The following is a 23,594-nucleotide window of genomic DNA, read 5'->3' as shown; positions in this document are numbered from 1 at the left end:
CACCCTGCAGAGCATCAGTAGCCTTGGCGGCAGATTGAGCAATGTCACTTGGCAACTTCTTATAACTTACAACGATAAGAGCCTTCAGGAGAACTCCGGATGAGCAAATTTCTAGATCGGTTCCGCTACTTCAAGCAGTTGGCCGAACCCTTCTCTGGCGGACACGGTCAAACGCTGAATACTAACCGTGATTGGGAAGACGGCTATCGCAGCCGCTGGCAACACGACAAAGTGGTGCGTTCTACCCATGGCGTGAACTGTACCGGTTCCTGTAGCTGGAAAATCTATGTGAAAAACGGTCTGGTTACCTGGGAAACCCAGCAGACCGACTATCCACGCACCCGTCCAGATTTGCCAAACCATGAGCCTCGTGGCTGCCCACGTGGTGCCAGCTATTCCTGGTATCTCTACAGCGCCAACCGCCTGAAATATCCGCTGATGCGCAAACGTCTGATCAAGCTATGGCGTGAGGCGAAAGCCCTGCACAGCGATCCGGTGGATGCCTGGGGTTCGATCGTTTCCAACCCAGAAAAAGCCAAAAGCTACAAGGTGGCCCGTGGCCGCGGCGGTTTTGTTCGTTCCAGCTGGCAGGAAGTGAATGAACTGATCGCCGCCTCCAACGTCTATACCGCCAAGACCTTTGGCCCGGACCGGATTATCGGTTTCTCACCGATCCCGGCAATGTCGATGGTGTCTTACGCGGCGGGTGCCCGTTACCTATCGCTGATTGGCGGCACCTGCCTGAGTTTTTACGACTGGTACTGCGATTTGCCACCGGCCTCGCCGATGACCTGGGGCGAACAGACCGACGTGCCGGAATCCGCCGACTGGTACAACTCGTCGTACATCATTGCCTGGGGGTCCAACGTGCCGCAAACGCGTACCCCAGATGCCCATTTCTTCACTGAGGTGCGCTACAAAGGCACCAAAACCGTTGCGGTGACGCCAGACTACGCGGAAGTCGCCAAGCTGTGCGACCAGTGGCTGAACCCGAAACAGGGGACCGATAGCGCCATGGCGCTGGCGATGGGCCACGTGATGCTCAAAGAGTTCCATCTGGACCGTGAAGTGGGCTATTTCCGTGACTACGTGCGTCGCTACACCGATATGCCGATGCTGGTGCTGCTGGAGCAGCGTACCGAAGGTTATTACGCCGCTGGCCGCCTGCTACGCGCCGCCGATTTGGTCGATGGCCTAGGCCAGGAAAATAACCCTGAGTGGAAAACCGTCGCGTTGGATCAAACCAGTGGTGAACTGGTGGCTCCGCAAGGCTCCATCGGTTTCCGCTGGGGCGAGAAGGGTAAATGGAACCTGGAACAGCGCGAAGGGAAAGCCCAGCAGGATGTTGAGCTGCAACTCAGCCTGCTAGGCAGCCATGATGAAGTGGTTGAAGTTGGCTTCCCTTACTTTGGCGGTGCCGAAAGCGAGCATTTCAACAGCGTGGCGCTGGACGAAATCCTGCTGCACAAGCTGCCGGTCAAACGCCTGCAACTGGCAGATGGTAGCCAGGCGCTGGTAACCAGCGTTTACGACCTGACTTTGGCGAACTACGGGCTGGATCGTGGCCTGAATGATGCCAACTGCGCTAACAGCTATGACGAAGTTAAAGCCTATACGCCAGCTTGGGCAGAGCAGATCACCGGCGTATCGCGCCATAACATCACCCGCATTGCGCGGGAGTTTGCTGAAAACGCCGAGAAAACCCATGGCCGTTCGATGATTATCGTCGGGGCAGGCGTCAACCACTGGTATCACATGGACATGACCTACCGCGGGCTGATCAATATGCTGATCTTCTGCGGTTGCGTTGGTCAAAGCGGAGGCGGCTGGGCGCACTATGTCGGCCAGGAAAAACTGCGCCCGCAAACCGGTTGGATGCCGCTGGCGTTTGGTCTGGACTGGCAACGCCCAGCGCGCCATATGAACAGCACTTCGTTCTTCTACAACCATTCCAGCCAATGGCGCTACGAGACGGTCGGCACCGAAGAGCTGTTGTCTCCGATGGCGGACAAGAGCCAATTTGCCGGCAGCTTAATCGACCTTAACGTACGTGCTGAACGTATGGGCTGGTTGCCATCGGCACCACAGTTGGACACCAACCCGCTGCATTTGGCTGCTCAGGCTAAAGCGGCCGGTCAGACGCCGGTAGATTTCACCGTCGAGAGCCTGAAACAGGGCGACGTCCGCTTTGCCGCTGAACAGCCGGACAACCCGCAGAACTTCCCGCGTAACCTGTTCGTCTGGCGCTCCAACCTGCTGGGCTCCTCCGGCAAGGGGCATGAATACATGCTCAAATACTTGCTGGGTACCGAGAACTGCATCCAGGGCCAGGATCTGGGCCAGCAGGGCGGCGTGAAACCGCAGGAAGTCGAATGGTTGGATAACGGCGGTGAAGGTAAGTTGGATCTGGTGGTGACGCTCGATTTCCGCATGTCCAGCACCTGCCTGTATTCCGACATCGTGCTGCCTACCGCGACCTGGTACGAGAAAGACGATATGAATACTTCGGATATGCATCCGTTTATTCACCCGCTGTCTGCGGCTGTCGATCCTGCCTGGGATTCCAAGAGTGATTGGGAGATCTACAAGGGCATCGCCAAAGCGTTCTCTGAAGTGTGCGTTGGCCACCTGGGCCAGGAGACCGATATCGTCACGCTGCCAATCCAGCATGACTCTGCCGCCGAACTGGCTCAGCCCTACGGTGTGAAAGACTGGAAGAAAGGCGAGTGCGATCTGATCCCAGGTAAAACCGCGCCGCATATTATGGTGGTTGAGCGTGATTATCCTGCAACCTACGAGCGCTTTACCTCGCTCGGTCCGCTGTTGGACAAACTGGGTAACGGCGGTAAGGGCATCAGTTGGAATACTCAGACCGAAGTCGACTTCCTGAAAAAACTCAACTACGTGAAGGCGGAAGGCCCGGCTGTCGGGCGGCCGAAGATCGAAACGGCTATCGATGCGGCAGAAGTGATCCTCTCGCTGGCACCGGAAACCAATGGGCAGGTGGCGGTGAAAGCCTGGCAGGCACTGAGCAACATCACCGGGCGCGACCACACCCACCTGGCGCTGAACAAAGAAGACGAAAAGATCCGCTTCCGCGATATTCAGGCGCAACCGCGCAAGATCATCTCCAGCCCGACCTGGTCTGGCCTGGAAGACGAACACGTCTCTTACAACGCCTGCTACACCAACGTACATGAGCTGATCCCGTGGCGCACCCTGAGCGGCCGTCAACAGCTGTATCAGGATCACGAATGGATGCGCGCCTTCGGCGAAAGCCTGCTGGTTTATCGCCCGCCGATCGACACCCGTGCCGCGCAGCCGTTACTGAATAAAAAACCGAACGGCAACAAAGAAAAGGCGCTGAACTTCCTGACGCCGCATCAGAAGTGGGGCATCCACTCAACCTACAGCGATAACCTGCTGATGCTGACCCTGTCACGCGGTGGGCCGATTGTCTGGTTAAGTGAGGACGATGCCAAAGATCTGGGCATTGAGGATAACGACTGGATCGAGGCCTTCAACGCCAACGGGGCGCTCACCGCACGTGCGGTAGTCAGCCAACGTATCCCATCGGGCATGACCATGATGTACCACGCGCAGGAACGCATTGTGAATATCCCTGGCTCGGAAATCACCAGCCAGCGCGGCGGCATCCACAACTCGGTGACCCGTGTGTGTCCGAAACCGACCCATATGATCGGCGGCTATGCACAACTGGCCTACGGCTTTAACTACTACGGCACCGTTGGCTCTAACCGCGATGAGTTTGTGGTAGTCCGTAAAATGGACCAGATCGATTGGTTAGACGGTGAAGGTAACGACTACGCACAAGGCAGCCAGCAGGAGAAAGCCAAATGAAAATTCGTTCGCAAGTTGGCATGGTGCTGAATCTGGACAAGTGCATCGGTTGCCATACCTGTTCGGTGACCTGTAAGAACGTCTGGACCAGCCGTGAAGGGATGGAATATGCCTGGTTCAACAACGTGGAAAGCAAGCCGGGCATCGGCTATCCCAACGCCTGGGAAGATCAGGATAAGTGGAAGGGCGGCTGGATACGCAAAATCAACGGCAAACTGGAGCCACGCATGGGTAACCGTGTTGGCCTGTTGTCGAAGATTTTTGCCAACCCGGATGTGCCTGCGCTGGATGATTATTACGAGCCGTTCGATTACGACTATCAGAATCTGCATTCCGCGCCAGAGGGCAAGCATCAACCGATTGCCCGTCCGCGCTCGCTGATCACCGGCCAGCGGATGAAGAAGATCGAAAACGGCCCGAACTGGGAAGAGATCCTTGGCGGCGAGTTCGACAAGCGTGCCAAGGACAAAAACTTCGACAACATGCAGAAAGCGATGTACGGCCAGTTCGAAAACACCTTCATGATGTATCTGCCACGCCTGTGTGAGCACTGCCTGAATCCGGCCTGCGTGGCGACTTGCCCAAGTGGTGCGATCTATAAGCGCGGCGAAGACGGCATTGTGCTGATCGATCAAGATAAATGTCGTGGCTGGCGGATGTGCCTGACCGGCTGCCCGTACAAGAAAATCTACTTTAACTGGAAGAGCGGCAAATCCGAGAAATGCATCTTCTGTTATCCAAGGATTGAGGCAGGTCAGCCTACCGTCTGTTCGGAAACCTGTGTAGGGCGTATCCGCTACCTCGGTGTGCTGTTGTACGATGCCGACCGTATTGAGCAAGCGGCCGCTACTGAACACGAGCAAGACTTGTATCAGAGCCAAATGGATATCTTCCTCGATCCGCACGACCCGGCGGTGATTGAACAGGCGCTGAAAGACGGTGTCCCGCAAGGGGTGATCGAAGCCGCGCAGCAGTCGCCGGTGTATAAAATGGCGATCGACTGGAAGCTGGCGCTGCCGCTGCACCCGGAATATCGCACCTTGCCGATGGTGTGGTACGTGCCGCCGTTGTCACCGATCCAGTCAGCCGCTGATGCGGGTGAACTGGCCCATAGCGGCGTGCTGCCTGACGTCGAAAGCTTGCGCATCCCGGTGCAATACCTGGCTAATCTGTTGACCGCTGGGGATACCGCTCCGGTGCTGCTGGCCTTGAAAAGAATGTTGGCGATGCGCCACTACAAGCGGGCAGAAACCGTGGACGGCGTGGTCGATACCAGCGCGCTGAAGCAGGCTGGGCTGACCGAGGCGCAGGCACAAGAGATGTATCGTTATCTGGCGATAGCCAACTACGAAGATCGGTTTGTGGTGCCGTCCAGCCACCGTGAACTGGCGCGTGAAGCCTTCCCGGAAAGTAAAGGCTGTGACTTCAGCTTTGGCGACGGTTGCCATGGCAGCGACAGCAAGTTCAACCTGTTTAACAGCCGCCGCATCGATGCCATCGACGTGACGCAGAAAACCCCGCGCAAGGAGGATGCCTCATGATTGCTCTGCGAATTATTGCCCGCCTGCTGGATTATCCCGATCGGGCGCTGTTTGACCATCAGCAAGAGCTGGTGGAAGCCCTGGAGCCGGCGTGCGAACTGGACCTGCATCAGAGCGCTCAGTTGATCCTGTTTATTCGCCGCTTCTGCGGACGCCCGTTGCTGGACGTGCAGGCGGAGTATTGCGAGCTGTTCGATCGTGGCCGTGCGACCTCATTGCTGCTGTTTGAGCACGTTCACGGTGAGTCCCGCGATCGCGGCCAGGCGATGGTCGATTTGATGGCACAATACCGCGAAGCCGGGCTGGAGATTGATAGCCGTGAACTGCCGGACTTCCTGCCGTTATACCTGGAGTATCTGGCCAGCCGTAACCAAGAGCAAGCGCAGGGCGGGTTGCAGGATATCGCGCCAATTCTGGCTTTGTTGGGGGCTCGCTTGCAGCAACGTCAAAGCCCGTATGCGGTGTTGTTCGATCTGCTGCTGGCGCTGTCCGGTACCGCCGTCACCAGTACCAGTCTGGAGGCGCAGGTGGCTGGTGAAGCCAGAGACGATACGCCACAGGCACTGGATGCCGTCTGGGAAGAGGAACAAATCAAGTTCCTGGGTGAGCAAGGCTGTGCTTCGGCGCAGCAGGCCGCTCACCAGCGGCGCTTCGCGGGCGCGGTAGCGCCACAGTATCTGGATGTGGGCTCGATGACCACGGCAACCAAAGGACGCTAATCATGCACTTTCTGACGCTTTTCTTCTTCGATATCTATCCGTATATCGCCGGGGCCGTCTTCCTGATCGGCAGTTGGCTGCGCTACGACTACGGGCAATACACCTGGCGTGCCGGTTCCAGCCAGATGCTGGATAAAAAGGGCATGCGGCTGGCCTCCAACCTGTTCCATATCGGCATCCTGGGCATTTTTGCCGGGCATTTCCTCGGCATGCTGACGCCGCACTGGATGTATGAATCCTTCCTGCCGATCGCGGTGAAGCAGAAAATGGCGATGTTTGCCGGTGGGGCCTGTGGCGTAATGATGTTGATCGGGGGCGTGCTGTTATTGAAACGCCGCTTGACCAACCCGCGCATTCGCGCCACCAGTAGCGTGGGGGATATCCTGATCCTGACGTTGCTGGTCGTGCAGGTCTGCCTGGGGCTGTTGACCATCCCGTTTTCTGCCCAACATATGGACGGCAGCGAGATGCTGAAGCTGGTAGCCTGGGCGCAGGCGGTGGTCACTTTCCATGCAGGGGCAGCTCAGCACCTGGAAGGGGTGGCACCGATCTTCAAGATCCATATCGTACTCGGCATGACGTTGTTCCTGATATTCCCGTTCTGCCGTCTGGTGCATATCTGGAGCGTGCCGGTGGAATATCTGACTCGTCGCTACCAACTGGTGCGTAACCGCCGTTAATTCCCCGCAATATTTCCCCTCACCCCAACCCTCTCCCACAGGGAGAGGGAACTGCTAGCCCCTGCATTTTTGGAAGTTCAAGGCCAGACGCTACCTTTTCAAATGCACTCGAACGGTCCCCTCTCCCTGTGGGAGAGGGCTAGGGTGAGGGGCTGCTTTGACCAGTCTTATCCCCATATGACACGACAAAGCGCTTATTCCTATAGATCTCTTTTCGGCGTTGATCTACGCTGTGCCATCGGGTTAACGGCATGCTTTACCTGGTTAGTTAAGCGAACGGAATCAATCAGTAAAAATTCCTTTTAGGATTTTCATTATGCTGATGTTAAATAAGAGCTAGATCAACAATAGCGTAAAAAATTTCATTAATTACGCTGGATGCTAGCCAAACGAGTTAGGGATAAGCAGACTGAATACCTATGACCATTGATAACCTGTCCCACCCCGTGCTGCCGCTGAAAATCATCGCGACAGGTGCGGCCTTGCCTCCTGGCTGCATCGAATCTGCGGCCTTGGATCGGCAATTAAACAAACCCGCAGGCTATGTAGAAAAACGCTCGGGGATTATTCATCGCTTTCATGCCAGCCATCAGGCCAGCCAGGCTGCACTGGCCGTCGCCGCATTGGATGATGCGCTGACTCGCCATGCCATCCCGCGCGACTCCATCGATCTGTTGATCTCGGCTTCGGCAATTTCCGTCCAGGCATTACCCTTCAGCGCCGCGCATATTCTCAAGATCGCCGGATTAGCGCCGGGGATCGCGGGCTTTGATATCAATACCAGCTGTGTCAGTTTTATCACCGCATTACAGGTGGCGGCGGGGCTACTCAACACCGGCGTTTACCGGCGTATCGCCATCGTCTCTGCCGATATTGCCTCGCGCGGCATCGATTGGAAGGATGAAGAGTCCTCACTGATTTTTGGTGATGGTGCCGCCTGCGCCATTGTGGAACGTGGTGACGGGCGCAGCGGTATTTTGTCCTATCTGATGGAAACCTATCCGGAAGGCAGTGATTTGTGCGAAATCCGCGCCGGTGGCACGCGCCGCAACCCGCGCGCCGGGATGGATGACAGCGATTTTCTGTTTCATATGCAGGGTAAGCAACTGTTCCGCCAGGCTTCGGCGCTGATTGAAGGCTACCTTAGCCGTTTGCTGACCGCCGCTGGGCTATATTTGCCACAAATCGCCACCGTGGTGCCGCATCAGGCTAGCCACCTCTCTCTGGAACACATGCGCAAAAGGCTGCATGTTGCGCCAGAGGCGTTGGTGGATATCTATCGTTACCGGGGAAATCAGGTGGCGGCGTCAATTCCTTCCGCTCTGCACGAGGCGGCGATCACCGGCAGGCTGAATGCCGACCAACCGGTGATGCTGATCGGCACCGCGGCCGGATTGACTCTGGGTGGCATGGTACTGTTGCCATGAAAGTGTTGGTAACAGGAGCGACCAGTGGGCTTGGGCGCAATGCGGCCGAGTGGCTATTAGCCGCTGGACATCAGGTGCATGCTACCGGGCGTGATGAGGCCGTTGGTCGTGAGTTGGTGGCGCAGGGCGCAAAGTTTACCCCGTTGGATCTGACCCGTGCCGGGATGGAGCAGTGTGAGCAACTGATGAGGGGCTATGACGTGGTCTGGCATTGTGCTGCCAAATCGTCGCCATGGGGCGATCGCAAAGCCTTTTTTCAGGCCAATACCTACGTCACGGAAAAGCTCGCCAAGGCTGCCGGGCGCTGTGGAGTAAAGCGCTTTATCCATATCTCGACGCCCGCGATCTATTTTGACTTCAGACATCATCACAACCTCACCGAGGGCGAGTCTGCCCGGCGGTTTGCCAATCATTATGCCGCCAGTAAGTATGCTGCCGAGCAGAGTATTGCCGGACTATTGCATCGCTATCCGCAGACGACCTACCTGATCCTGCGGCCGCGTGGCCTGTTTGGCCCGCATGACCGGGTTATTGTCCCCAGGATCCTGGCCCAGATGCAGCGTGACAAAGGTGTGCTGCGCCTGCCCGGCGGCGGCAAAGCCTATCTGGATCTGACCTTTGTGCTCAACGTGGTGCATGCGATGGATCTGGCCAGCAACCGGGAACATTTATCTTCTGGCGGTATCTATAACATTACCAACCAACAGCCACAGCGGCTGGAGGATATGCTGCACCAACTGCTGGCTCAACAGCTAGGCTGGCAATATCGGGTACAGAGGCTGCCTTATCCGCTGTTGTGGGCGGCGGCGGTGGGAATGGAAATCGTGTCTCATTTTACCGAAAAAGAGCCGATGTTGACGCGCTACAGCGTGGCCGCCGCCTATTTTGATATGACGCTGGATAACCGCCGCGCGATAGAGGAACTGGGCTACCGGCCCCGCTATAGCCTGGAACAAGGGATTGAACTGACCGGGCAATGGATGAAACAGCAGGGGATGGCGGCAGATGGCTAATATCACGACTTTTGAAATCGGCTATTGCACCCACCTTGGCTGCATGGCACTGCGTGGTTCGCCGATGCGAACCTGTAAATTCCCGTCCAGAGCCTATCTGCTGGAGGTGGGCGATCGCCGCTGGCTGTGGGATACCGGTTATGCCAGCCATTTCCAGCAGTACACGTCGAACGGTATTTTCCGGCTGTATAGCCGGATGACGCCGGTGTATTTCAGCCCACAGCAGGCGCTGCTCGAACAGTTGCGGAGCCGAGGCGTGGGTGTAGGTGATATTGAGGCGGTGATTATTTCCCATTTTCATGCCGACCATATCGCCGGCTTGCGTGACTTCAGCAGCCTTAACATGATTTGCTCCGGAGAAGGTTGGCAGCAAACGCGTGAACTGCGTGGTTTTGCCGCCCTGAAGCGGGCGTTTGTGCCTGGGCTGATCCCAGAGGAATTTGAATCCGCGTTGCAGTTTGTGGAGTCATTCCCGCTACAGAGCCTGCCTGCCGAGCTGGCCCCATTCCATCAGGGCTATGCGCTGCCGGGGAGCGCGGGGCAAATCATCATCGTGCCACTGCCGGGCCATGCTGCGGGTCATATTGGTGCCTTTGTGCAAACCGACGCGGGCTGGACGCTGTTGGCAAGCGATGCCGCCTGGTCACCGCTGAACTATCAGCAACTACGCGGCCCTTCGCGGTTGGCGAACCTGATCATGGATAATCCGCGCAGTTACTATCAAACCCTTGAGGCGCTAAACCAACTGCATCACGGCGGCGCGGCGGAGATCCTGTTGTGCCATGAGGGGGACTTATGATCCCATTGATGACACTGTGGCACTACCTGCGAGCGCAAAAGCTGCATTTCACCGAACGGGCTGCACTTGAAGCCTACCAGGCGCGCCAGTTGAAACGCTTTGCCCGCCGGGTATTGGCGCATAGCCCGTATTTCCGACCATACTGTCTGTTACCCTTGAGCGAATGGCCAGAAATGGACAAAGCGATCATGATGACGCACTTTGATCGGATGAACACCGCCGGGTTGCAACTGGAAACGCTACTGGCCTGTGCCCGGCGTAGCGAAACCGATCGCGATTTTACGCCGAAAGTGGGCAAATACAGCGTTGGACTATCGACTGGTACCTCCGGGCGGCGCGGCGTGTTTGTGGTCAGCCCGCAGGAGCAGCAGATCTGGGCTGGCGGCATGCTGGCAAAAATGCTGCCGCAAGGCGTGTTTGCCGGTGAACGGGTTGCGCTGTTTTTACGTGCGGACAATAACCTGTATCACAGCGTCAACAACCGCTGGTTGAGCCTGACGTTTTACGACCTGTTCGCTCCTTTTGCCGAACACTTGCCGCAGATTGAACGAGAGCAGCCCACCATCGTGGTTGCGCCAGCGCAGGTGCTGTGCGCCTTGGCCAGCGCGGTTGAGCGGGGCGAGTTGCAACTGCGGGTGAAAAAGGTGATCTCGGTGGCCGAGGTGTTGGAACCCCAGGATCGCCAACTGCTAAAGCGGGTGTTTGCCGAGGTGGGCGAAGTTTATCAGGCTACCGAAGGTTTTCTGGCTGCAACCTGTAGCCACGGCACCTTGCATCTGAACGAAGAGTTTATTCATGTGGAACCGCAGTGGATTGACGAACAACGCTTTACTCCGCTGATCACCGATTTTACCCGACGTACGCAACCGATCGTGCGTTATCGGCTGGATGATATTCTGGTGCGACGCGCGGAGCCTTGCCCCTGCGGCCAGGCCAGTATGGCATTGGAGCGGATTGAGGGGCGCTGTGACGATCAACTGCTGTTGCCCGGATTGCAGGGAACGGCGCAGAGAGTCTTTGCCGACCTGTGCCGCCGAGTGATTGCCAACGCATTGCCCGCCGTGGCGGATTATCGCCTGACCCAGTTGGCAGGCCAACGGCTGCACCTGATGGCCGACTGTAGCCCAACCGAGCTGGAGCATTGCCAGCAGCAACTGATTACGCTGTTTATCCAGCAGGGTATCGATGTACAGCAACTGGAATGGCAGCTCACTGCACAGAGCATCATGCCGCAGTTTGATGCCAAACGCCGACGCATCGTGCGGTTGCCGGAGGCACAATGAAAGAGGTGCTCTATCGGCTATGGCAAATGCTGCTGGGCTGGGGGTTTGTCGGCCTGATTTATAACAGCACCGATCGCTGGCAAGGGGCGGGTTATCAGCTGACGCCGAGTTGGCTGGATCGTGCCATCCCCTTCAGCCCACATGCCATCTGGCTGTATTTATCCTTTTTCCTGATCGTCCCGCTGTGCTATCTGCTGTGCCCGCTAAACCGCATCAAATGGCTGAGAAGTTCGATGCAGCTTGCCGCTATGGTTGCAGGAGCCATTTATTTGTTGTGGCCGACGACGATGGATTACCCGGTCGATGAGGGCAGCTCGCTCAGCTCAACGATGCTGGCGGCATTGATTGGGATTGATTCAAAACAAAACTGTTTACCCTCATTGCATATAGCCTTGACGGCACTGGCCGTATGGGCCGTAGCGGATAGTCGGAAAAAATGGCGCAGTGTACTGTTGTCGATTTGGGGCCTGGCGATTGCCTTCTCGATCCTGCAACTACGCCGCCATCTGTTGGTAGATTTGCTCAGTGGGGCGCTGTTGGCCATGGCCGTAGGCTATGCCTGCCAGCAGGTTCGATGGATTGTCAGTGATTTTCGTCAGGGAGAACGACAATGACCGATCTGGTGATACCGATAATATTTATGCTGTGCGTGGTGCTGGGCGAGGCCCTGTGGCTGCAAAAGCGCAACCGCGGCAGCGTTGATTGGCATGATGTGATCTTCAACCTCAACTCCGGACATATCATGCTGTGGCTGTTCCGCGGGCTGGAGATCTTCTGCTATGGCTATGTGGTCACCCATTACAGCCTGGGTCTGGTAGACAGTTGGCCGGTGGCGCTGGTGTGGCTGTTTACCCTGCTGGCGTGGGACTTTGGCTTCTACTGGTTGCACCGGTTGCATCACCGTTTCCGCCTATTGTGGGCGGTGCATGTGGTGCATCATCAGGGCGAGCACTTCAATCTGTCGCTGGGCGTGCGTAACTCGTGGTATTCGTCGCTGACCTCAATCCCGTTCTTTATGCTACTGGCATTGGCCGGTGTGCCGCTTGCGGTGTTTATCACCGTCTCGATCCTGCATTACAGCATTCAGCTGTTTAACCATAACGCGCTGACGCCCAAGCTGGGTTGGCTGGAAAAAATCTTCGTTACCCCGGCGCACCATCGGGTGCATCACGTCAACGATCTGGCCTATTCCAACCGCAATTTTGGCGGCAGCTTTATTTTCTGGGACAAGCTGTTCGGCACCTTTGGCCCGTCACTGCCGACCGAGCCTTTCGCCTATGGCGTACGCGGGGAGAAGTCATCGGTTAACCCGTTCTGGGCCAGTAACCTGCCGTTCCTACGCTATTTCAAACTGCCGTTCAAACCTTCCACCAGTAGTGCCCAGTTCCGCAGTTCCGCCTGGTGCATGGTGAGTGGGGCATTACTGCTGTTCGCCCTGGTGCTGGGCTACGTTTACCGCTTTGGTTACGGCTACAACGGCCTGACCGGCGAACAGGCAGCGCTGTTTATGCTGTTGGCGATAGGTGTGGTGGCATTGGGCGGGCTTGCCGAAGGCCGCAGCTGGGGCGTAAAGGTCTGGCTGCTGATGGCGTTGGCCGCTCCGCTGCTGTTACTGGTGGCGTTGGGTTGGCACCAGCCTTACTGGTGGCTGATGGCCTGCGGCATTGCCTTGCATGGCTGTGCAGTTGCCGCTGGCTGGGGACGCCAGAAGGATGTTGCGCATGTCTGATTCGCTGCCGCCACTCTCTTTCCCTGCGGATGGGGAGCAAGCGTTTCATCGTGAACTGAAACGTCGGGCCCACGCTTATCTGAGCGGCCGCAACGATCACCGCTTTGCCGATGCTGCCCGTTGGATCAAGGCGGTTGTCCTGCTGTTGCTGTGCGTGGGGTTCTACCTGCTCAGCCTGATGCAGCAGCAGGGGATGGCGTTTATGTTGTGCTATTTCGCTTTTGTCATGATGGGCATGTTGTTGAACGTCAATGTCAATCATGATGCTTCACATAACGCCTTTGCCCGCACTCCCTGGGTGAATCGCCTGGCAGGGCGGCTGGTGACGATCCCACTGGGGGTCGATCCCGACTATTGGCGGACCAGACACGTCAGCTATCACCATGTGTATGCCAACGTTGAGCATTACGATCTGGATACCGAGGAAAACGGCTTTTTCCGCCAGACGCCGTTCCAGCAATGGCGTGCGCATATGCGCTATCAGCACCTTTACTGGCCGCTGATTGCTGCCTTGTCGCTGCCCTATATTGCACTGGTGTTTGATTGGTCTGACCGATTGGGCAAAACCCCGTTGGCGGCCGACGGCGTGCTGGCCGGGCGCCAGGGCTGGGCGGTGTTTATTGCCAGCAAACTGTGCCACATTTTAGTAGTGCTGGTTATTCCCCTGGTGGTTTGCCAGCAACACGGCATCGGCTGGCAAACGGTGTTGCTCGCCTATCTGCTAAGCCAGATGCTGGCCTCGCTGCTGGTGGTGTTCTTACTGCTTGGAACCCACTGGGCGCAGGCCGAGTTTTACGCGGTGCCAGAAGGCAGCCAAATGCCGCAGGGCTGGTATCGGCATAACTTTGCCACCGCCTGCGATTGGGTCACCTCGCCACACTGGCTACACCATCTGACCGGCGGGCTGAATTATCATCTTACCCATCACCTGTTCCCCGGCTGGAATCATCGTCACTACCCGGCGCTGGCCGCCATTCTGGCCGAACTCGCGCCACGCTTTGGCATGGATTATCGCTGTATCGGCTACCGGGAACTGTTGCAACAGCAGCAACGCTTCCTGCGTGCGATGGGGCAGCAGCCGCAATGAAGATGCCAGACACCACGCCGCTGCGACCCTTGGCGTTCCAACGGGAGAATCGCGACATTCATCTGGCGCTGATGCGCGGCAGCCAGGCTTATCTGGCAGGGCGGGGCGATCATCGCTTTGCCGATCGCGGGATGTTCGCCAAGGTGTTGTTGCTGATTTTGCTGTGCGCGGGCTTCTACGCTGCCAGTTTGCAGCAGCAAAACGCCTGGGCTTATTTTGGCTGCTACGTCGGCTTTATTTTCTGCGCCATGATGCTGACGGTGAACGTAGTCCATGACGCTTCGCACAATGCCTTTTTCAAACGGGCGCGGCTGAACCACTGGCTTAACTTTGTCGTCAGCATTCCGTTAGGGCTGGATGCGGACTGTTGGCGAGTGCGCCATGTCATCTTCCACCACGCCTACAACAATATCGAAGGCTACGATCCGGATATCGAACCCAATGGCGTGCTGCGGCAAACGCCATTCCAGCAGCGCAAAACCTTTATGCGTATGCAGCAATACTATTGGCCGATAGTGGCCGCGTTGACTTTCCCGTATTACATCTGGCTGTTTGACTGGTTGGATCGGGCAGGTAAAACGCGCATGACGCCCAAAATGATGTTGCAGGGGAAACCAGGCTGGAGCGTCTTTTTACTGAGCAAGTTGACACATTTCACGCTGGCGCTAGCCATCCCGCTATGGCTGCTGCCCCCAAGCATCAGCGCCACAGCGATCTGGCTGACCTATCTGCTGAGCCAGATGCTGTCGTCGTTGGTGTTTGTGATGTTGATTGTCGGCACCCACTGGGCCAAGGCCAATTTTTATCAGGCCCCCGAGCAGGGCAAGATGGTGCATGGCTGGTATCAACATCTGTTTTCCACCACCTTTGACTGGCAGGCTACCCCGCAATGGGTTGGCTACTGGCTGGGCGGTGCCAACCTGCATCTGACCCATCATCTGTTCCCGCATTGGAGCCATCGGCATTACCCGGCGCTGGCGAAGATTATTGCCGAGGTGGCGGCTCAATACGGGTTGGATTATCAGTGCCTGGATCTGAAAACGCTGTTGCAGATGCAACAGCGTTTTTTAGGGGCGATGGGGAAGCGCTAAGGTTATTCCGGCTTCATCCCGGCGGCGGCCATCAGCAGGCGGAATAGCGAGGCGACCAAAAACAGCCCGAGCACGCTGGCACTCCAGATAACCACCAACCAGCCGACGCGTTTCCACCAGGGAAGAGTGGGGGTTTTCTCATTCATTGTTTTGTCCATCAGTGATACCCATCCTCATGGCTCACCTTGCCGCGGAACACGTAGTAGCTCCAGAAGGTGTAGACCAAAATAATTGGAATAATAAACAGTGCGCCCACCAGCATAAAGCCGAGGCTCTGTGGCGGTGCGGCGGCCTGCCACAGGGTGATGGCCGGTGGGATCAGCAGCGGCCAGATGCTGATGCCCAGACCGCTCAATCCCAGGAACACCAGCAACAGTGTCAGCAGGAACGGCAAGTAGTGGGCATCGTTGCGTACGCCGTGCCAGATGCCCCAGGCGCTGAGCAGCACCAACAGCGGCACCGGCAGCAGCCAGAACAGGTTCGGCAGGCTGAACCAACGGGTCGCAATTTCAGGGTGAGCGATCGGCGTCCACACGCTGACGGCCAGCAGGATCAGTAACAGGCTGACCAATAGCGGCGTGGTCAGGCGGTGCATGCGTGCTTGCAGGCTTCCGGCGGTCTTCATGACCAACCAGGTACAGCCGAGCAGCGCATAGGTCACCACCAGCCCCAAACCGCAGAACAGGGCGAACGGCGTGAACCAGTCGAAGGGGCCACCGACATAGGCGCGGCCTTCCACCGGGAAGCCGTCGATAATTGCTCCGACCACCACCCCCTGACAGAACGTCGCCAGGATTGAGCCACCGATAAACGCCTTATCCCAGATATGGCGCTTTTCTTCCTTGGCCTTGAAGCGGAATTCAAAGGCGACACCGCGGAAGATCAGGCCAAACAGCATCAGCGTGAGGGGAATGGCCAACGCGTCCAGGATCACCGCATAAGCCAATGGGAATGCGCCAAACAGGGCGGCCCCGCCGAGCACCAGCCAGGTTTCGTTGCCGTCCCACACCGGTGCCACGGTATTCATCATCACATCGCGATCGTGGCTGTCTTTTACCCACGGAAACAGGATGCCGATACCCAAATCAAAGCCATCCATCACCACGTACATCATGGTGCTGAACACGATGATCACAAACCAAATCAGCGGAAGATCGATACCCATGTTCAGCTCCTGTCGTCCAAAGTTTCGTGTACCGCAGAGAGCGGACGTGCCGGTGTACCGTGGCCGCTTGGCTCATCACCCTCATGGGTTTGCGGGCCTTTGCGGATCAGGCGCATCATGTAGGAGTAACCCACGCCAAACACCGAGCAGTAGACGACGATAAAGGCCAGTAGGCTGACACTCATATGGATATCGCCGTGGGCAGAGACGGCATCAGAGGTGCGTTGCAGCCCGTAGACGACCCATGGCTGGCGGCCAATCTCGGTGGTGAACCAGCCCGCCAGCAAGGCAATCAGCCCCGATGGCCCCATCCACAGAATGAAGTACAGGAAGGGTTTGGACTGATACAGCCCTCCGCGCCAGCGTAGCCACAGGCTCCACACGCCAGCCAGGATCATCAGCATGCCCAGCGCCACCATGATGCGGAACGACCAGAACACCACGGTGGAGTTAGGGCGATCTTCCGGTGGGAAGGATTTCAACGCCGGAACCTGCTCGGTGAGGCTGTGGGTGAGGATCAGGCTGCCGAGGTAAGGGATCTCCAGCTTGAAGCGGGTTTCTTCACGCTCCATATCCGGCCAGCCGAACAGGATCAGCGGTGTCGCTTCTCCCGGTGGGTTTTCCCAATGGCCTTCGATGGCGGCGATTTTGGCCGGTTGGTATTTCAGCGTGTTGAGGCCGTGCGCATCGCCGATCACCGCCTGGATAGGGGCGACGATCAATGCCATCCACATTGCCATCGATAGCATTTTACGCATCGCTGGCGTATCACGGCCACGCAGCAGATGCCAGGCCGCCGAAGCACCGATAAAGAAGGCTGACGACAGGAACGCGGCGGTGGTCATATGCAGCAGACGGTAAGGGAATGACGGGTTGAAGATCACTTTAAACCAGTCAACCGGCACCACCACGCCGTTGATGATCTCGTGCCCCTGCGGAGTCTGCATCCAACTGTTGGACGCGAGGATCCAGAAGGTGGAGATCAGCGTGCCAAGTGCTACCATGCAGGTGGCGAAGAAGTGCAGGCCGGGGCCGACACGATTCCAGCCGAACAGCATCACGCCCAGGAAACCGGCCTCGAGGAAGAAGGCGGTCAGGACCTCGTAGGTCAGCAATGGGCCGGTAATGCTGCCGGCAAACTCGTAGAAGAAGCTCCAGTTGGTGCCGAACTGATAGGCCATCACCAACCCGGAAACCACGCCCATGCCGAAGTTGACGGCGAAGATTTTCGACCAGAAGTGATACAGATCCCGGTAAGCCTGATTGCGTGTTTTCAGCCATAGGCCTTCGAGCACCGCCAGATAACTGGCCATGCCGATGGTGATGGCCGGGAAGATAATATGGAAGGAAACGGTGAAGGCGAACTGGATCCGTGCCAACTCCAATGCATCAAGTCCGAACATGGAGCCTCCTTGATTTGTTCATACATCGGCCTCTTAGGAAAGCGAAAACTTGCTTATTAAAACTTGCGCTAAGTAGAGCATGGAGTAGAGTAACGATAACAGTGACAGTTATTTCACTTTTGACTATAACAGTTGGAATTGTATGACCAGATATGAACAGCTCGCCCAGCAGATCCGCGAACAGATCCAGAACCGCGTATGGCGCGCCGGGGACAAGCTGCCCTCGCTGAGGGAAAGCGGTAAACGTGCCGGGCTGAGCCTGATGACGGTGGTGCAGTCTTATCAGCTACTGGAGAGCCAGGGCTGGATCGTGGCACGGCCGCAGTCTGGTTACTATGTCGCGGCACGCTCACAGGCGTTGCCCCAGCCTGTCCGGGACGAAAAGCTGCTGGTGAGTGAACAGGTAGATATCAACGCCTTTATCTTTGACGTGCTGCAAGCCTGTAAGGATCCGGACATCGTGCCGTTCGGGTCGGCCTTTCCGGACGCGACTCTGTTTATGCAACCCAAGCTGGCGAGGGCGCTGAGCAGCGTGGCCCGCAAGTTCACGCCTCACAGTTCGCTTGCCAATCTGCCCCCAGGTAACGACGCGCTACGTCGCCATATTGCCCAACGCTATGCGCTGAGCGGGATGCAGGTTGCCCCCGATGAAATCGTGATCACCGCCGGGGCTATGGAGTCGTTAAGCCTGAGTCTGCAAGCGGTCACGCAGCCGGGGGACACGGTGGCGATTGAATCGCCGGCATTTTACGGTGCGTTACAGGCGCTGGAACGTCTGAAGCTGAAGGCGGTGGCGATCGCCACCCACCCGCAGCATGGGATCGATCTGGATTCGTTACAGCAGGCGATTGAGCAGTATCCGATTAAAGCCTGCTGGCTGATGACCCATTTCCAGAACCCGCAAGGGTCCAGCATGTCGGACGAGAATAAGAAACGCTTGGTGACGATGTTGCGTGAGCATCAGATCTCGTTGCTGGAAGATGATGTATACGGCGAGCTTTATTTCAGCGCCGAGCGGCCCTTGCCCGCCAAGGCACTGGATCAGGGCGGGCAGATTTTGCACTGCTCGTCGTTCTCGAAATGTTTGGCTCCTGGGTTCCGCGTGGGCTGGGTGGCGGCTGGGCGTTATGCGCAGCAGATCCAGCGCTTGCAGCTGATGAGCACCGTTTCGACCAGCGTGCCGACCCAGATGGCGATCGCCGATTATCTGCTGCATGGCGGCTATGATACTCACCTGCGTCGCCTGCGGCGTTTATTGGCCCAACGGCAAAGCGCCATGCATCAGGCCATTGCCCATCATTTTCCGCCGACGGTGAAGATCAGCCAACCGGACGGGGGCTATTTTCTGTGGTTGGAGTTGGAAGCGGCGCAGTCATCGATGGAGCTCTACCAGCGTGCGCTGGCAGAGGGGATCAGTATTGCGCCGGGGCGGATGTTCACCACCGGCGATCGTTTCAATCACTGTTTCCGCCTGAACGCCTCTTTTGAGTGGAGCGACAAGCTGGAAAGCGCCATCAAGACCTTGGCCAGGCTGATCCGTGGCCTGGGCTAGGCCAGATAATGTTTCAACGCCCGGCCAGCCTGGTGGATCGCCGAATGTACTGCCGGCACCTGAGCAATCGGGTTTAGCAGGCCGTAATCGTGGATCAGCCCATTGTAGCGGGTGGCGGTTACCTCAACGCCAGCAGCATTGAGCAGACGGGCGTAGGCTTCCCCTTCATCCCGCAACACGTCCAGCTCGGCGGTCTGTATCAGCGCTGGCGGCAAGCCTTTCAACTGCTCCAGAGTCGCATTGAGCGGCGAGGCGTAGATCTCCTTACGCTGGGCTTTGTCAGTGGTGTAGTTGTCCCAGAACCACTTCATCATGTTGCGGGTTAAAAAATGGCCTTCGGCGAACTGATGATAGGAATCGCGATCAAAACTGGCATGGGTGACCGGCCATAGCAGGATTTGGCAGCGCAGGGCCGGAGTGCCGCGCTCTTTAGCCATCAGGCTAACCACCGTCGCCATATTACCGCCAACGCTGTTGCCTACCACCGCCAGCCGACTGCCGTCGACGTTGATCTTGTCACCGAATTCTGCCACCCATTCCGTGGCCGCATAGGCTTGTTCGATGGCGGTGGGATACTGGGCTTCTGGCGACGGCGTATAATTGACGAACACCGCTACGGCCCCAGAGCTGTACACCAGGTCACGCACCAGTCGTTCGTGGGTAGGGAAGTCACCCAATACCCAGCCGCCGCCGTGGAAAAACATAAATACCGGCAATTTGCCCTTTACCCGCGGTGGCCGCACGATATGCAGCAGGATGTCCTGACCGGCGACGTGGATGGTTTTCTCTTCAATCTCAACCTCATGCTGCACCACTTCCACACTGCGCTGCGCGCCTTCCAACACTTTGCGGGCCTCTTTCGGCTTCATCTGTTCCATCGGTTTTCCGCCGCTGGCATTCAGCTCTGCCAGAAAAGCCGCGACGTCTTTAACCGCGGCGGGCTGAGTGGGATCAAAGGTTTTTTTGCTCATGTTGGGATCCTTAAGGTCGAGGAGGGTACATGGAAAATGGGGATAGCTTAGAAGTGTAGTCTGTAATTGCTATTACCTCTCACCCTAACCCAAAGGGCGAGGGGAGTGTCCGAGCCACAGATTGACACTGTACTAGCTAGCGACACCGAGCTGGCTCCCTCTCCTTTTTGGGGTGTACAGTCCGGGGACATCGTGAACACTTGTTCGGGGACATGGTAGACACTTACAACATAGGTATGAGTACTTCTGAGTGGAGCTGCTTATGCCGTGGGATGAGAGATCTGCCATGTCATTACGTATCGAGTTTGTGTTTTTCGCCTCGCAAGAAGGCGCTAATATTCGTGCGTTATGCCGTCAGTTCGGCATAACCCCTACCACGGGCTACAAGTGGTTACACCGCTGGCGCTCTGACGGCAAGGACGGTCTGAACGAGCGCTCCAGAGCGCCACACCATTCGCCTTCCAGAACACCCGATAGCGTTGTCGAACACCTTCGCGCTGCTCATTTGACCCACCCGCAATGGGGCGCGCGCAAGCTCAAGCAATGGCTCGAGGTGCGCGGGCATACTTTACCTGCCGCCAGCACCGTGCATAACCTGATGCGTCGCCATGGCCTGCTTCCGGGTGGCCCTTCACTGGTTCCAGCCGTCGGGCGCTTTGAGCACGATGCCCCGAACCAACTCTGGCAGATGGATTTTAAAGGGCACTTCCCCTATGCCGAAGGACGTTGCCATCCGCTTACCTTGCTGGATGACCATTCACGCTTCTCGCTCTGTCTGGCGCACTGCCAGGATGAACGACGTGTCACCGTACAGTCCCAGTTGATAGCCGTGTTCGAACGTTATGGTCTGCCGGAGAGAATGACCATGGATAACGGCTCGCCGTGGGGTGATACAACGGGCAGTTGGACCGCGTTGGAGCTGTGGTTAATGCGTCAGGGTATCCGGGTGGGTCACTCTCGGCCTTACCATCCTCAGACACAGGGTAAGCTGGAGCGCTTCCACCGCAGCCTGAAGGCAGAGCTTCTGCAGGGACGGTGGTTTACCCATGCCGCGCAGTTGCAGGAGGTGTTCGACGCCTGGCGAGACACTTACAACCTGGAACGGCCACATGAAGCACTGTCAATGGCGGTACCGGCGTCTCGTTATCAGCCTTCACAGCGACAGTACAATGGCAATCCGGCGGCAGCGGAGTATGACGAAGGGGTCTTGGTCAGGAAAGTGGATATCAGTGGAAAACTGAGCCTGAAAGGGATGGGCCTGAAAGTGGGGAAGGCCTTTATCGGAGAATGTGTCGGGCTGAAGGAAAGTGAGAGAGAGGGGTACTACGAGGTGTGGTGGTACAGCACTAAAGTGGGGACGATCGACCTGAGAAATAGGTCGATCGTTATGGGGAAAGGATGTTAAAAAGTGTTCACCATGTCCTTGAACACCTGTCTACCATGTCCCCGGTCTGTACAGGGAGAGGGTTAGGGTGAGGGGATATCGCAGTGGTTTATCGCCTTTTTACTGCACTAAATGAGGTCAAAACGCACGGTATTGGTGCGAAAGGGTGCCAGGCTGCCGATTTGGCGCAATTATTTTTGCGAGCAGGATCAGATAATCGGAAGAATTTTGCGATTGAATAGGATTTCGCGGACGCCGATGATTTTAGGCTCTATTTTTGCGCCCCTTCATTACAAATGCATAATTATTGAATAATTATGCAATATAACTCATTGTTTTAACGAAAAAAATAATCAAATCCGCTAAAAACCCCGTTATGGCACGATAGCTGCTCTACACTATTTATCAAATGGGCGCTATTTTAACTACTCATTAACATTTATTCCCCGCTTAGCGGCGCTAAATGCGGCATTAATAGCGAATAACCGATTTAATGTAACAGGTTTGTATCTGAATGGCCGACACTCAGCAGCATTATCGTCGGTCAGAAAATACAGCGGATAACCGGGTTATTTTGCTTTTTCGTCGGCCTTGCGGCCCTAACGCGGTCCTTACCGCCAAAATTCAGCCTTTGCTGACGTTATGAGGTCATTATGGAACAGCCAATCGCAGTTACCCGCCAGTCTTTCGACGACTGGATGATCCCGGTCTACGCCCCTGCGGACTTTATTTTGGTGCGGGGAGAAGGCTCACAGGTCTGGGATCAGCAGGGGAAATCCTATATCGATTTCGCCGGCGGTATTGCCGTTAACGCTCTGGGGCACGCCCATCCTCAAGTGAAGGAGGCGCTTGTCGAACAGGCGGGCAAGCTGTGGCATCTGGGCAACGGCTATACCAATGAGCCGGTGTTACGCCTGGCCAAGCAACTGATCGATGCCACCTTTGCCGATAAGGTGTTTTTCTGCAACTCCGGTGCGGAAGCCAACGAGGCCGCGCTGAAGCTGGCGCGAAAATATGCACTGGATAACGGCAATGGCGAAAAGAATCAGATTGTCGCCTTCAATAACGCGTTCCATGGCCGCACCCTGTTTACCGTGACTGCCGGTGGCCAACCCAAATATTCCCAGGATTTTGCACCACTGCCTGGTGGCATTACCCATACGCCGTTTAACGATCTGGCGGCGGCTGCGCAGGTGATTAACGACCGTACCTGCGCGGTGATCGTTGAGCCGATTCAGGGCGAGGGTGGTGTGGTACCGGCACCACCGGAGTTCCTGCAAGGGCTACGTGAACTGTGCGATCGCCACGGCGCGCTGCTGATCTTTGATGAGGTGCAAACCGGCGTGGGGCGTACCGGATCGCTGTATGCCTATATGAATTACGGGGTAGTGCCGGACGTATTAACCACCGCCAAGGCTTTGGGGGGCGGTTTCCCGATCGGCGCCATGATCACGACCGACAAGCTGGCGAAAACCCTGGGCGTGGGCACTCATGGCACCACTTACGGCGGCAACCCGCTGGCAACAGCGGTCGCTGGGGTGGTGTTCTCGCTGATTAACACACCAGAGGTACTCGATGGCGTGAAGCAACGTCTCGAGTGGTTTATCGACGGGCTGACACAAATTAACCTTCAGCATCCGATCTTTAGTGAAATCCGCGGGGCTGGGTTGTTAATTGGCTGCGTGCTGGATCCGAAATATGCCGGTAGGGCCAAGCAGCTTACCCAACTGGCCAACGAGGAGGGGGTCATAGCCCTGATTGCTGGCCCGGATGTGGTGCGTTTTACGCCTTCACTGATCATCCCGGAACAGGATGTGAAAGAGGGGCTGGCGCGGTTCGCGCGTGCCGTGGCGCGGATTTGCAGCTAATCAAGACGGCTGCGCCTGGTG

The 23,594-nt window shown here is 56.9% G+C and carries 19 protein-coding genes; 15 read left to right on the top strand and 4 right to left on the bottom strand.

The genetic code is table 11. The features are described from left to right. The first annotated feature begins 99 nt into the window (after nucleotides 1-99). From U869_RS0103460 to U869_RS0103405, 12 genes are all read left to right on the top strand, one after another. Entirely contained in the window at nucleotides 100-3,861 is a 3,762-nt protein-coding gene (locus tag U869_RS0103460; RefSeq protein ID WP_025121584.1) for a nitrate reductase subunit alpha, read from the top strand. Further along, on the top strand, nucleotides 3,858-5,402 hold the full coding sequence (gene narH / locus U869_RS0103455) for a nitrate reductase subunit beta (RefSeq protein WP_025121583.1): 1,545 nt from the start codon (nucleotides 3,858-3,860) through the stop codon (nucleotides 5,400-5,402). Before U869_RS0103460 ends, narH begins: the two co-directional genes overlap by 4 nt. After that, on the top strand, nucleotides 5,399-6,121 hold the full coding sequence (narJ, locus tag U869_RS0103450; protein WP_025121582.1) for a nitrate reductase molybdenum cofactor assembly chaperone: 723 nt from the start codon (nucleotides 5,399-5,401) through the stop codon (nucleotides 6,119-6,121). Before narH ends, narJ begins: the two co-directional genes overlap by 4 nt. A gap of 2 nt (nucleotides 6,122-6,123) precedes the next feature. Beyond that, a complete protein-coding gene (narI, locus tag U869_RS0103445; protein WP_025121581.1) occupies nucleotides 6,124-6,801 on the top strand; it encodes a respiratory nitrate reductase subunit gamma in 678 nt (225 codons plus the stop codon). A gap of 419 nt (nucleotides 6,802-7,220) precedes the next feature. Continuing rightward, nucleotides 7,221-8,228, top strand: coding sequence for a 3-oxoacyl-[acyl-carrier-protein] synthase III C-terminal domain-containing protein (locus U869_RS0103440; protein WP_025121580.1), 1,008 nt, complete (start codon nucleotides 7,221-7,223; stop codon nucleotides 8,226-8,228). Beyond that, on the top strand, nucleotides 8,225-9,241 hold the full coding sequence (locus U869_RS0103435; protein WP_025121579.1) for an NAD(P)-dependent oxidoreductase: 1,017 nt from the start codon (nucleotides 8,225-8,227) through the stop codon (nucleotides 9,239-9,241). The genes U869_RS0103440 and U869_RS0103435 overlap by 4 nt, the downstream gene beginning before the upstream one ends. Then, the gene (locus tag U869_RS0103430; protein ID WP_025121578.1) at nucleotides 9,234-10,040 is read left to right on the top strand and encodes an MBL fold metallo-hydrolase; all 807 of its coding nucleotides are present in this window, start codon (nucleotides 9,234-9,236) and stop codon (nucleotides 10,038-10,040) included. The genes U869_RS0103435 and U869_RS0103430 overlap by 8 nt, the downstream gene beginning before the upstream one ends. Next, nucleotides 10,037-11,323: a F390 synthetase-related protein gene (locus U869_RS0103425; protein ID WP_025121577.1), complete on the top strand. Its 1,287-nt coding sequence runs from the start codon at nucleotides 10,037-10,039 to the stop codon at nucleotides 11,321-11,323. Before U869_RS0103430 ends, U869_RS0103425 begins: the two co-directional genes overlap by 4 nt. Then, a complete protein-coding gene (locus U869_RS0103420) occupies nucleotides 11,320-11,937 on the top strand; it encodes a phosphatase PAP2 family protein (RefSeq protein WP_025121576.1) in 618 nt (205 codons plus the stop codon). The genes U869_RS0103425 and U869_RS0103420 overlap by 4 nt, the downstream gene beginning before the upstream one ends. Then, nucleotides 11,934-13,052, top strand: a complete 1,119-nt coding sequence (locus U869_RS0103415; protein WP_025121575.1) for a sterol desaturase family protein — start codon at nucleotides 11,934-11,936, stop codon at nucleotides 13,050-13,052. Before U869_RS0103420 ends, U869_RS0103415 begins: the two co-directional genes overlap by 4 nt. Beyond that, the gene (locus tag U869_RS0103410) at nucleotides 13,045-14,139 is read left to right on the top strand and encodes an acyl-CoA desaturase (RefSeq protein ID WP_025121574.1); all 1,095 of its coding nucleotides are present in this window, start codon (nucleotides 13,045-13,047) and stop codon (nucleotides 14,137-14,139) included. The genes U869_RS0103415 and U869_RS0103410 overlap by 8 nt, the downstream gene beginning before the upstream one ends. A 2-nt stretch (nucleotides 14,140-14,141) precedes the next feature. Beyond that, entirely contained in the window at nucleotides 14,142-15,230 is a 1,089-nt protein-coding gene (locus U869_RS0103405) for an acyl-CoA desaturase (protein WP_025121573.1), read from the top strand. Nucleotides 15,231-15,232: 2 nt separating this feature from the next. Here the strand turns inward: U869_RS0103405 and U869_RS30415 are convergent, their stop codons facing one another. From U869_RS30415 to U869_RS0103390, 3 genes are read right to left on the bottom strand one after another with little or no spacing between them, the layout of a single operon-like run. After that, nucleotides 15,233-15,376 (bottom strand): DUF2474 domain-containing protein, encoded by a 144-nt coding sequence (locus U869_RS30415; RefSeq protein ID WP_071998193.1) that lies wholly within the window; start codon nucleotides 15,374-15,376, stop codon nucleotides 15,233-15,235. A gap of 11 nt (nucleotides 15,377-15,387) precedes the next feature. Continuing rightward, entirely contained in the window at nucleotides 15,388-16,395 is a 1,008-nt protein-coding gene (gene cydB, locus U869_RS0103395; RefSeq protein WP_025121572.1) for a cytochrome d ubiquinol oxidase subunit II, read from the bottom strand. A gap of 2 nt (nucleotides 16,396-16,397) precedes the next feature. After that, nucleotides 16,398-17,798, bottom strand: coding sequence for a cytochrome ubiquinol oxidase subunit I (locus U869_RS0103390; protein WP_025121571.1), 1,401 nt, complete (start codon nucleotides 17,796-17,798; stop codon nucleotides 16,398-16,400). 142 nt (nucleotides 17,799-17,940) lie between these two features. Between U869_RS0103390 and U869_RS0103385 the strand changes: the two genes are divergently transcribed. After that, nucleotides 17,941-19,350, top strand: a complete 1,410-nt coding sequence (locus U869_RS0103385) for a PLP-dependent aminotransferase family protein (protein ID WP_025121570.1) — start codon at nucleotides 17,941-17,943, stop codon at nucleotides 19,348-19,350. Here the strand turns inward: U869_RS0103385 and U869_RS0103380 are convergent. Next, the gene (locus U869_RS0103380; RefSeq protein WP_025121569.1) at nucleotides 19,347-20,321 is read right to left on the bottom strand and encodes an alpha/beta hydrolase; all 975 of its coding nucleotides are present in this window, start codon (nucleotides 20,319-20,321) and stop codon (nucleotides 19,347-19,349) included. The genes U869_RS0103385 and U869_RS0103380 overlap by 4 nt on opposite strands. Before the next feature lie 250 nt (nucleotides 20,322-20,571). Between U869_RS0103380 and U869_RS0103375 the strand changes: the two genes are divergently transcribed. Together U869_RS0103375 and U869_RS0103370 are read left to right on the top strand one after the other, a co-directional pair. Continuing rightward, a complete protein-coding gene (locus U869_RS0103375; RefSeq protein WP_081795885.1) occupies nucleotides 20,572-21,726 on the top strand; it encodes an IS481 family transposase in 1,155 nt (384 codons plus the stop codon). A 632-nt stretch (nucleotides 21,727-22,358) separates the two neighbouring features. Then, the gene (locus tag U869_RS0103370) at nucleotides 22,359-23,573 is read left to right on the top strand and encodes an aspartate aminotransferase family protein (protein ID WP_025123617.1); all 1,215 of its coding nucleotides are present in this window, start codon (nucleotides 22,359-22,361) and stop codon (nucleotides 23,571-23,573) included. Nucleotides 23,574-23,594 lie beyond the last annotated feature (21 nt).

The organism is Serratia sp. H1w, from assembly GCF_000633355.1.
Lineage (GTDB): Bacteria > Pseudomonadota > Gammaproteobacteria > Enterobacterales > Enterobacteriaceae > Chania.
Note: the sequence above shows the minus strand (reverse complement) of the source record. Positions and strands in the feature narration are given on the sequence as shown.

What these genes read in the sequence shown, in the direction of transcription:
- U869_RS0103430 (WP_025121578.1), top strand. Translation starts at nt 9,234, where the DNA reads ATGGCTAATATCACGACTTTTGAAATCGGCTATTGCACCCACCTTGGC.
- U869_RS0103415 (WP_025121575.1), top strand. Translation starts at nt 11,934, where the DNA reads ATGACCGATCTGGTGATACCGATAATATTTATGCTGTGCGTGGTGCTG.
- U869_RS0103380 (WP_025121569.1), bottom strand. Translation starts at nt 20,321, where the DNA reads ATGAGCAAAAAAACCTTTGATCCCACTCAGCCCGCCGCGGTTAAAGAC.
- narI (WP_025121581.1), top strand. Translation starts at nt 6,124, where the DNA reads ATGCACTTTCTGACGCTTTTCTTCTTCGATATCTATCCGTATATCGCC.
- U869_RS0103440 (WP_025121580.1), top strand. Translation starts at nt 7,221, where the DNA reads ATGACCATTGATAACCTGTCCCACCCCGTGCTGCCGCTGAAAATCATC.
- U869_RS0103425 (WP_025121577.1), top strand. Translation starts at nt 10,037, where the DNA reads ATGATCCCATTGATGACACTGTGGCACTACCTGCGAGCGCAAAAGCTG.
- U869_RS0103385 (WP_025121570.1), top strand. Translation starts at nt 17,941, where the DNA reads ATGACCAGATATGAACAGCTCGCCCAGCAGATCCGCGAACAGATCCAG.
- cydB (WP_025121572.1), bottom strand. Translation starts at nt 16,395, where the DNA reads ATGGGTATCGATCTTCCGCTGATTTGGTTTGTGATCATCGTGTTCAGC.
- U869_RS0103410 (WP_025121574.1), top strand. Translation starts at nt 13,045, where the DNA reads ATGTCTGATTCGCTGCCGCCACTCTCTTTCCCTGCGGATGGGGAGCAA.
- U869_RS0103405 (WP_025121573.1), top strand. Translation starts at nt 14,142, where the DNA reads ATGCCAGACACCACGCCGCTGCGACCCTTGGCGTTCCAACGGGAGAAT.
- narJ (WP_025121582.1), top strand. Translation starts at nt 5,399, where the DNA reads ATGATTGCTCTGCGAATTATTGCCCGCCTGCTGGATTATCCCGATCGG.
- U869_RS0103435 (WP_025121579.1), top strand. Translation starts at nt 8,225, where the DNA reads ATGAAAGTGTTGGTAACAGGAGCGACCAGTGGGCTTGGGCGCAATGCG.
- U869_RS0103420 (WP_025121576.1), top strand. Translation starts at nt 11,320, where the DNA reads ATGAAAGAGGTGCTCTATCGGCTATGGCAAATGCTGCTGGGCTGGGGG.
- U869_RS0103370 (WP_025123617.1), top strand. Translation starts at nt 22,359, where the DNA reads ATGGAACAGCCAATCGCAGTTACCCGCCAGTCTTTCGACGACTGGATG.
- U869_RS30415 (WP_071998193.1), bottom strand. Translation starts at nt 15,376, where the DNA reads ATGAATGAGAAAACCCCCACTCTTCCCTGGTGGAAACGCGTCGGCTGG.
- narH (WP_025121583.1), top strand. Translation starts at nt 3,858, where the DNA reads ATGAAAATTCGTTCGCAAGTTGGCATGGTGCTGAATCTGGACAAGTGC.
- U869_RS0103460 (WP_025121584.1), top strand. Translation starts at nt 100, where the DNA reads ATGAGCAAATTTCTAGATCGGTTCCGCTACTTCAAGCAGTTGGCCGAA.
- U869_RS0103390 (WP_025121571.1), bottom strand. Translation starts at nt 17,798, where the DNA reads ATGTTCGGACTTGATGCATTGGAGTTGGCACGGATCCAGTTCGCCTTC.